Raw genomic sequence first — 8,136 nt, 5'->3', positions numbered from 1 at the left:
CTCGTCCCAACCCTGCACCTGCTCAACCGTGACCACGTCCGGGAAACGATCCAGAACTACTCGAAGTAGTGATCCGCCGTAGCAGTACTAGGCCGGGCCGTAGCCGATGCGACCTACGCGGCGCGGGATACCAGCCCGAGCTACGGCTGGACAGGTTGAAAGGACAGGTTGGGCCGTAGCTGGCACGGCCTACGAAGGGCTGGTTAGCGGCATGGACTACGGCTAGGTAGGCGGGAAGCGGGCCCGCCAGGACCAGGAAATGCAGGGTGAGGCCTGCGAGTAGGTTGTCAGCCGGTGTTGCACAAGCCGCGGCGGTGCCGTCGACCGTGGTGAGCAGGGCGCGCGTTTCGGGCCGCCGAATCAAGCCGACGACGAGCTGATGGAGGCCAACGAAGCTGGCGACGAACTGGCGGAAGCCCATTGCAGGCGGGAGCCGGCGGCGAGCTGGTGGAAGTTCACCCGGGGCCGGCGGGAGCCGGCGGCGAGCTGGCGGAGGCCAGCGAAGCTGGCGACGAGCCGGCGGCGAGGCACCCAGCGCAACCACCGGCAGCGGGGGTGCGGGTGGCGAAGCCCCCGCTACGCGCGACGAAGTCGCGCTGAGAATGACGAGCGCCCCCGGTCCGCGGTTTGTGCGGACAGGGGGCACCCAAAGCTCGTGGGCGATACTGGGATCGAACCAGTGACCTCTTCCGTGTCAAGGAAGCGCGCTCCCGCTGCGCCAATCGCCCTGGTATTGCCTCTGCGAGGTGGAGACGGGATTTGAACCCGTGTACACGGCTTTGCAGGCCGTTGCCTCGCCTCTCGGCCACTCCACCGAGGTGGCCCCGTGTGGCGGGCCGCTTCGAGCGGACGACGGGATTCGAACCCGCGACCCTCACCTTGGCAAGGTGATGCGCTACCAGCTGCGCTACGTCCGCGTGTCTCCGGGCTTCCCCGGCGACGGAGGAAACATTAGCTTGTCCGCGATGCGCACGCCAACCCGGGGTACCCCGGCGTGTCGTGACCTGGGGTGACGGCTGCGGCGAAGATAGAGCGATGGAGATCCGGCAGATTCCGGCCGCTGAGCGGCCGGCGACGATGTTCCCGCTGCAGGCGTACGCGTTCAAGTCCTCGCCCTGGTCGCCGGCGGAGGTGGAGACGTATCGGCAGAAGATGCGGTTCTTCGAGACGGCCGTCAACCTGATCGCTGAGGAGGACGGCGTCACACTGGCGGGGGTGGCCGCGCTGCGGATGCGGCAGAACGTGCGCGGGCTGGTGCATGACATGGCCGGTGTGGCGTCGGTCGCCACGCACCCGTCGGCTCGCCGGCGCGGGCTGGTTCGGGCGCTGCTGGCCCGGCTGTTGCCGCAGATGCGGGACGAGGGGTGTGCGGTGAGCGCCCTCTACCCGTTCCGGCCCAGCTTCTATGCCAAGTTCGGGTTTGTCGGGATCCCCGTGCGGCGCACCGCATCGTTCGCGCCGGAGGGGCTTTCCGAGCTGCTTCGCGCCGATCTGCCCGGTGAGGTGGAGCGGCTGCCGATGCGGGACGGGTTCGAGGCGTTCGACGGCCTGACCCGGCGGCTGCTGGGGCAGCGGCACGGGTTCGCGGTCTTCGACGAGACACGGACGGCCGGGTTCCGCGACGACCAGGTCTGGGTGGCGATCGCCCGGTCCGGCGGTGAGGTGGTCGGCGCCCTGCGGTACCGGATCGACCGGCACGGCGGTGACCTGATCGGTGAGGAGCTGCTCAGCACCGGCTCGCTCGGCCGGGCGCTGCTGCTGCAGTTCCTCGCCCGGCACGTCGACCAGGTGGCCCGGATCGTGCTGCGGGTCGGCACCGACGACGTGCCCGAGCTGTGGGGCACGGACCTGTCGGCGGTCACCGAGGGGCGGGTGGACTATCCGCGGGACAACGCCCCGATGGCGCGGGTGCTCGACCCGATCGAGGTGCTGACCCGCGGGCTGGGCGACGTGAAGGACGCGGCCGGCCCGCTGGGAACGCTCTTCCCGCGCCGGATGCCGTACCTGTTCGCCGACTTCTAGAAGAAAGCCCGGCTTCCAGGAGAAGCCGGCCGCCAGAAGAAGCCGGCCGCCAGAAGAAGCCGACCTCCAGGAGAAACCCGGCCGCCAGGGAAAACCGGCCTCTAGGCAGCGACGGGCAGCCCCGGCGAGGTGAAGGCCCGCCCGTCATCGGTCACGACCGCCGACTCGTAACCGTCGGCGACCCGCTTGGCCAGCCAGCCGAGGCCCGCCTCACCCATGGCGAGCGCCGCGGTGGCGTACGCATCGGCGACGGCCAGGTCGGGACCCACGACCGTGACCGATCGCAGGCCGCTCGCGGCCTGCCCGGTCCGGGGGTTGAAGACGTGCGCGCCGCGCTCGTAGGTGCCGGAAGTGGCCACCGCGCCGTCGGTCAGTTCGAGCACCCAGCTGAGCTTGTCCGCCTCCCAGGGGTGCCGGACGCCGACCCGCCACGGCCGGCCGCCAGGGCCGGCGCCGCGCATCCGGATGTCGCCGCCGGCGCCGATGTAGTGCCGCTGCGAGCCAGCGGCGGCGAGCCGCTGCGAGGCCACCTCGACGGACCAGCCCTTGACGTAGCCGGACGGGTCGAGCGGTCCGCCGGCGTGGGCGTCGAAGTATCCGTCGGTGTCGCGCCACAGGTCGGCGCAGCGGTCCAGGACCAGGCGCAGGTCGGCCGAGCAGTCCGCCAGCTTCAGCTCACCGCGGCGGAACCGGCAGACCTCGCTGTCCTCCCGGTACGTGCTGAACCGGGCCTCGACCTCGTGCAGCCAGGCGCAGGTCGCGGAGACGAGATCCGCCAACTCGGAAGGGGGGAGGTCGTCGGCCAGTTCGATGCTGACGACCGTACCCATGACCTGCTCGACGTGGCGCACGAACCTGGACCCTACGCGCCTGCCTTGTCCAGCGCAGCCTGGAGCGACTCGACGTAGGACTGGCTGGTGAAGGTGGCGCCGCTGACCGCGTCGACGTCGGCGCTCTGCGCCTTGAGGGTGGCCTGGCTGAGCTTCTCCACCGCGTTCGGGTTGATGGTGCCGCTGAAGCCGTTGTCCGGGTACGTCGCGTCGGCCGCGGTGACCTTGCCACCGCCGACCTTGATGGTGACCTGGACGGTGCCGTACGGGTTCTGCACGGCCTTGCCCTTGTAGCTGCCCGCCTTGAGGCCGGCCTCCTCCTCCGCCTCGGGCTTCTTCTCCGCCTCCTTCTTCTTCGAAGGCTTCTTGGTGGCCGACGGAGAAGGCTCCACGGCCTCGGGCTCGGACTGCTCCTGGGCGACCGGGGCGGCGGCCACCGGCGCGTCCGGCGGCTGCACGCTCAGGCGCACCCCGAGGATCAGGGCCGCACCGGTGAGGGTGCCGACGGCTGCTGCGGTACTACGTCGCATCGCTGGAGACTCCTAACGGGGGTCAGAACTCGAACGGGTCGAGGTGGAGCTGGCTGTCCGGCACGTCGAGCTGGCGCAGGGTGTCCACCGCGGCGTTGACCAGCCCGGGCGGGCCGCACAGGTAGACGTCACGCCGGTTCACGTCCGGCACCAGGCCGCGCAGCCCGTCGGGGGTGAAGAGCCGGCGGGGACCCGGGTCGGTGCGGGACCCGACGATGTAGCGCACCCAGGCGTCCCGCTGCTCGGCCAGGTCCTCCAGCTCGGCGCGGAAGACCAGCTCGTCGGGGCGGCTGGCCCGGTAGATCACGATGGTGTCCGGCGGCATGTCCTCCAGCAGCGCGCGGATCGGCGCGATGCCGCTGCCGCCGGCGATGAGCAGGGCCCGCCGCCGGGTCCGGCGCTGCGCGGTGAACGTGCCGAACGGCCCCTCGGCCCAGACCGGGGTGCCGGGCCGCATGGTGGCCAGCTTGCGGGTGTGCCCGCCGGCGATGGTCACGGTGAGCCGCAGCCACTGCGAGTTGGGGGCGGCCGAGAGCGAGAACGGGTGCGACTGCCACCAGCCGTTGGCGGTCAGGAACCGCCACCGCATGAACTGGCCGGCCTGCGCGGGCAGCTTGTCCAGCCGCTTGCCGTCGATGTAGATGGAGAACGTGTTGGCGCCCTCGCCGACCACCTCGGCGACGGTGAACCGGTGCCGGGCGTTGAGCCAGAGCGGCTCGACGACCCGGCCCCAGATCAGCGCGGAGAGGGTCAGGCAGCCGAGGGCGGGCCAGAAGACCGAGGCGAACTTGCCGCTCATGTCGGCGCCGGCGGCGATCTGGTGGCCGTAGCCGAGCAGCAGCACGCCGTAGCTGGTCAGGTGGATCAGGTGCCACAGCTCGTACGGCAGGCGGTTGCGCATGAACCGGATCGAGACGACCGCGATCAGGACCAGCATGCCGGTCGCCACGGTCGCGCTGATCATCTCCGGGAACGTGGTGATCACGGTCCAGGCCTGGTCGACGACGCCGGTGTCGGCGGTGAGCGCGTAGCCGTAGACGATGAAGACGACGTGCGCGACCACCGAGGCGAGCAGGGTGGTGCCCAGCCAGCGGTGCCAGATCAGCAGGTCACGGGAGCCGACCCACTCCTCCAGCCAGGAGACCCGGCTCATCATCAGCAGCTGGATGAAGAGCAGATAGCCGCCGATCAGGCCGGTGACCCGCCCGGCGGCAAGCATCAGGCTGGTGGTGTCGCTGACCGCGCCGGCCTGGGTGTTGAAGAGCCAGAGCGCGATGCTGGTCGCCAGGCCGGAGAAGAACAGCAGGACGGTGAGGAGCCGGTTTCCGCTGGTCGCCTCGGCCGGCGGCCGGTCGTCCTCGGGGATCGGCACCCCGGTGCCGGCTTTCCAGCCGGTCGGGTCGGTCAGCGATTCGACGACGATGTCGCCGCGCCGATAGGGATCGGCCGGCTGGTACTGCGGGTACTGCCCGGACGCCGCCTGCGGCCACTCCGGCATCGGATCGTCCCAGCCGGGCCGGGTGTCCTCCCGCAGACTGGAGAAATAGCCGTCGTCGTCGGGCAGCTCGCGCTGGTCCTGGAAGGCCGGAATGGCCAAGGTCCTCACCTGCTCAGCAGTCGTCGTACGGCGGTCGTCAAAAACCTGTACGCGCACGGCGGCCGGTTGGCTCAACGTGAGCCGGAAAATTCCGAGCGCCGGGACCGGGATAGGTTCTGCGGGTGCGTTCCGAAGATGTGGTCACGGTGGTCGGTCTCGGTGCCGGTGGTTGGCCTGACCTTTCCGCCACCAGCCGGAGCGCTCTCACCGCCGCCGAGGTGGTGTTCGGCAGCATCCGCCAGCTCGACCTGCTCCCGGCCGAGGTCACCGCGCGCCGGGGGGCGTGGCCGTCGCCGCTGGTGCCGGCGTTGCCCGGGCTGATCTCGGCGGAAGCCGGCCGGACCGTCTGCGTGCTCGCCAGCGGCGATCCGATGTTCCACGGGATCGGCACGACCCTGGTCCGGCTGCTCGGCGCGGAGCGGATCCGCGTCCTGCCGCACCCGTCGTCGGTGTCGCTGGCCGCCGCCCGGATGGGCTGGGACCTCGCCACGACCGACGTGGTGAGCTTGGTCACTGCCCCGGTCGCGACGGTCGGCCGCTGGCTCAACCCGGGACGGCGGATCCTGATCCTGTCCGCGGGCGCGCAGACCCCCGCCGAGGTGGCGGAATTCCTCGCGGCGAGCGGTTACGCGGAAGCGGAGATGACCGTTCTGGAGCAGCTGGGCGGCCCCGCCGAACGGGTCGTGACGGGCTGGGCCGGCGGCGAGGTCGACCCGCTCAACGTGATCGCGGTCGAGTGCGGTGACGGGCCGTCGTCCGCCACGCTGGCCGGGCTGCCCGACGAGGTCTATGCCGGCGACGGCCAGCTCACCAAGCGGGAGGTTCGCGCGGTGACCCTGGCGGCGCTCGCCCCGGTGCCCGGGCAGCTGCTCTGGGACGTCGGGGCCGGATCCGGCAGCATCGGCATCGAGTGGATGCGCAGCCACCCCGCCTGCCGGGCGATCGCCGTCGAGTCGTCCGCCGAGCGGGTGGCCACGATCTCGGCCAACGCGGCGTCGCTCGGCGTACCCGGGCTGCGGGTGGTGCACGGCCGCGCGCCGGAGGTGCTGGACGGCCTGCCGGCCCCTGACACGATCTTCATCGGAGGTGGCGTGACCCGCGACGGAGTGCTGGATGGCTGCCTGGCCGCGCTGTCCCCGGGCGGCCGGCTGGTGGTCAACGCGGTCACCGTGGAATCGGAGGCGGTGGTGGCGGCGGCCTACGCGAAACTCGGCGGCGACCTGACCCGGATCACGGTGCAGCGCGGCTCCCCGGTGGGTGGTTTCACCGGCTGGCGGTCGTTCATGCCGGTCACCGTCTGGTCGGTGGTGCCGCGATGACGGTGCACTTCATCGGCGCCGGACCCGGCGCCGCTGACCTGATCACGCTGCGCGGGCACCGGCTGATCGCCGCCTCGCCGGTCTGTCTCTACGCCGGCAGCCTGGTCCCGGAGGCCCTGCTCGAAGCGTGCCCGCCCGGCGCCCGGCTGGTGGACACCGCGAAGCTGACCCTCGACGAGATCATCGGTGAGATGGTCGCCGCCCACCGGGACGGGCTGGACGCGGCCCGGCTGCACTCCGGTGACCCGTCGGTGTTCAGCGCGGTCGCCGAGCAGATGCGCCGGCTCGACGCGGCCGGGGTGCCCTACGACGTGACGCCCGGCGTGCCGGCGTTCGCGGCGGCGGCCGCCTCACTCGGACGCGAGTTCACCGTGCCCGAGGTGGCGCAGACGGTGATCCTGACGCGTACCGCGGAACGCGCCACCGCGATGCCACCCGGCGAGGACCTGGCGACGCTCGGCGCCAGCCGGGCCACCATGGTGCTGCACCTGGCGGTCCAGCGGATCGACGCGGTGGTGGCCGACCTGGTCGGCAACTACGGCGCGGACTGCCCGGTCGCGGTGGTCGCCCGGGCCAGCCGGCCGGACGAGCTGATCGTCCGCGGCACGCTCGCCGACATCGCGGCCCGGGTGAAGGAAGCCGGGATCAAGCGCACCGCGGTGATCGTGGTCGGGGCGGCGCTGACCGCCGGGCAGTTCCCGGACAGCCACCTCTACTCCGCCGGCCGCTGCCGGTCGTGACGAAACGGATCCTGCTGCTCGGCGGCACCACCGAGGCGCGCCGGCTAGCCGGGCTGCTGGTGGCCGACGGGCACCGGGTGACCACCTCGCTCGCCGGGCGCACCAGCGAGCCGCTGCGGCCGGCCGGTGACGTGCGGATCGGCGGGTTCGGCGGGGTGGACGGGCTGGTCGCGCACCTGCGGGACGAGCGGATCGACGTGCTGATCGACGCCACCCATCCGTTCGCGGCGACCATCACCCGCAACGCGGTGGCGGCGAGCGGTGCTTCGGGCGTACCACTGCTGATCTTGCGCAGGCCGGGCTGGACCGCCCGGCCGGGCGACGAGTGGCACCGGGTCGCGTCGCTCGCCGAGGCCGCCGCCCGCGTCGCGGAGCTGGGGCGCCGGGTGTTCCTGACCACCGGGCGGCAGGAGTTGGGCGCTTTCGCCGATGTGGACTGTTTCGTCCTGGCCCGGTCGGTGGAGCCGCCGGGCACGCCGGCGCCGCGCGACCTGACGGTCGTGCTCGACCGGGGGCCGTTCACGGTCGAGAGCGAGCGGCAGCTGATGCTCGATCATCGGATCGATCTGCTGGTCACGAAGGACAGCGGCGGCTCGGACGCGAAACTGGCCGCGGCCCGGGCGCTCGCGATTCCGGTGCTGATGGTGGATCGCCCCGCCCTGCCGGCCGGTCCCGTCTCGTCGACGCCTGAGGAGATCTTGGCGGCTCTCCGCCGGCTTTCTTGATCGGTACGCGTTCTCCATGGCTCTGGGCCTCCCGCGCGAGCCGGCAGCGGGTCCGGGCCTTCACCGCGACCGCCGGGCGTGAGCACGGATGGCGCAGAAATTTGACATCCCAGAGTGACCACTTCGGTGCGAGGCTCGAATCATGTCGGTCCGCGCGCTGCATGCCGAGCTGAACGCTGTGCGTGCGCTGGTCGCCGACGGCCTGGCCGAGGTGACCGGCGCGGCCGACGATCCGGGCCAGTTCTGGATTCGCTCGGCGTGCGCGCGCCTGACCGCGCTCGACCGCGTTCTGATCGAGGCCGCCGGCGGGCTGGCCGTGCCGGTGCAGGCCGCCGCGGCGACGGTCGTCTCGTTCGGCGCGGTCGCGCTCGCC

8 protein-coding genes and 3 tRNA genes are annotated in these 8,136 nt (G+C 71.9%); 5 read left to right on the top strand and 6 right to left on the bottom strand.

The window, feature by feature from the left end:
• Positions 1–656: 656 nt before the first annotated feature.
• The 3 genes from AB0F81_RS49395 to AB0F81_RS49385 all read right to left on the bottom strand — a co-directional run bounded on the left by AB0F81_RS49395 (position 657) and on the right by AB0F81_RS49385 (position 917).
• Positions 657–728: transfer RNA gene (locus AB0F81_RS49395), tRNA-Val, on the bottom strand.
• A 16-nt stretch (positions 729–744) separates the two neighbouring features.
• Positions 745–815 (bottom strand) — tRNA-Cys (locus AB0F81_RS49390).
• 29 nt (positions 816–844) lie between these two features.
• Positions 845–917 (bottom strand) — tRNA-Gly (locus tag AB0F81_RS49385).
• 118 nt (positions 918–1,035) lie between these two features.
• On the opposite strand from AB0F81_RS49385, the gene AB0F81_RS49380 reads away from it, so the two are divergent.
• Entirely contained in the window at positions 1,036–2,022 is a 987-nt protein-coding gene (locus AB0F81_RS49380; protein ID WP_360211080.1) for a GNAT family N-acetyltransferase, read from the top strand.
• A 101-nt stretch (positions 2,023–2,123) separates the two neighbouring features.
• Here the strand turns inward: AB0F81_RS49380 and AB0F81_RS49375 are convergent, their stop codons facing one another.
• The 3 genes from AB0F81_RS49375 to AB0F81_RS49365 are packed head-to-tail and all read right to left on the bottom strand — an operon-like array spanning position 2,124 to position 4,988.
• Positions 2,124–2,852 carry an FAD:protein FMN transferase gene (locus tag AB0F81_RS49375; RefSeq protein ID WP_360211082.1) on the bottom strand — a complete coding sequence of 243 codons (729 nt, stop codon included), beginning with the start codon at positions 2,850–2,852 and terminating at the stop codon, positions 2,124–2,126.
• Positions 2,853–2,884: 32 nt separating this feature from the next.
• Complete coding sequence (locus AB0F81_RS49370) at positions 2,885–3,382, bottom strand: FMN-binding protein (RefSeq protein ID WP_360211078.1); 498 nt, start codon at positions 3,380–3,382, stop codon at positions 2,885–2,887.
• A 22-nt stretch (positions 3,383–3,404) separates the two neighbouring features.
• The gene (locus AB0F81_RS49365; protein WP_360211076.1) at positions 3,405–4,988 is read right to left on the bottom strand and encodes a ferric reductase-like transmembrane domain-containing protein; all 1,584 of its coding nucleotides are present in this window, start codon (positions 4,986–4,988) and stop codon (positions 3,405–3,407) included.
• Positions 4,989–5,101: 113 nt separating this feature from the next.
• On the opposite strand from AB0F81_RS49365, the gene cbiE reads away from it, so the two are divergent.
• The 4 genes from cbiE to AB0F81_RS49345 all read left to right on the top strand — a co-directional run.
• The gene (cbiE, locus tag AB0F81_RS49360) at positions 5,102–6,298 is read left to right on the top strand and encodes a precorrin-6y C5,15-methyltransferase (decarboxylating) subunit CbiE (protein ID WP_360211074.1); all 1,197 of its coding nucleotides are present in this window, start codon (positions 5,102–5,104) and stop codon (positions 6,296–6,298) included.
• Positions 6,295–7,038, top strand: coding sequence for a precorrin-4 C(11)-methyltransferase (gene cobM / locus AB0F81_RS49355; RefSeq protein WP_360211072.1), 744 nt, complete (start codon positions 6,295–6,297; stop codon positions 7,036–7,038). Before cbiE ends, cobM begins: the two co-directional genes overlap by 4 nt.
• Entirely contained in the window at positions 7,035–7,763 is a 729-nt protein-coding gene (locus AB0F81_RS49350; protein WP_360211070.1) for a cobalt-precorrin-6A reductase, read from the top strand. The genes cobM and AB0F81_RS49350 overlap by 4 nt, the downstream gene beginning before the upstream one ends.
• A gap of 142 nt (positions 7,764–7,905) precedes the next feature.
• Positions 7,906–8,136, top strand: a 231-nt coding sequence (locus AB0F81_RS49345; RefSeq protein WP_360211068.1) for a hypothetical protein, incomplete at its 3' end; no start/stop codon positions are given.

The sequence above is a fragment of the Actinoplanes sp. NPDC024001 genome (genome assembly GCF_040638955.1).
Classification (GTDB): domain Bacteria; phylum Actinomycetota; class Actinomycetes; order Mycobacteriales; family Micromonosporaceae; genus Actinoplanes.
The sequence above is the reverse complement of the archived record's forward strand: the minus strand, read 5'-3'. Positions and strand labels throughout refer to the sequence as shown.

Coding starts and splice junctions, on each gene's coding strand:
- AB0F81_RS49380 (WP_360211080.1), top strand. CDS start 1,036: ATGGAGATCCGGCAGATTCCGGCCGCTGAGCGGCCGGCGACGATGTTC.
- AB0F81_RS49375 (WP_360211082.1), bottom strand. CDS start 2,852: ATGGGTACGGTCGTCAGCATCGAACTGGCCGACGACCTCCCCCCTTCC.
- AB0F81_RS49370 (WP_360211078.1), bottom strand. CDS start 3,382: ATGCGACGTAGTACCGCAGCAGCCGTCGGCACCCTCACCGGTGCGGCC.
- cobM (WP_360211072.1), top strand. CDS start 6,295: ATGACGGTGCACTTCATCGGCGCCGGACCCGGCGCCGCTGACCTGATC.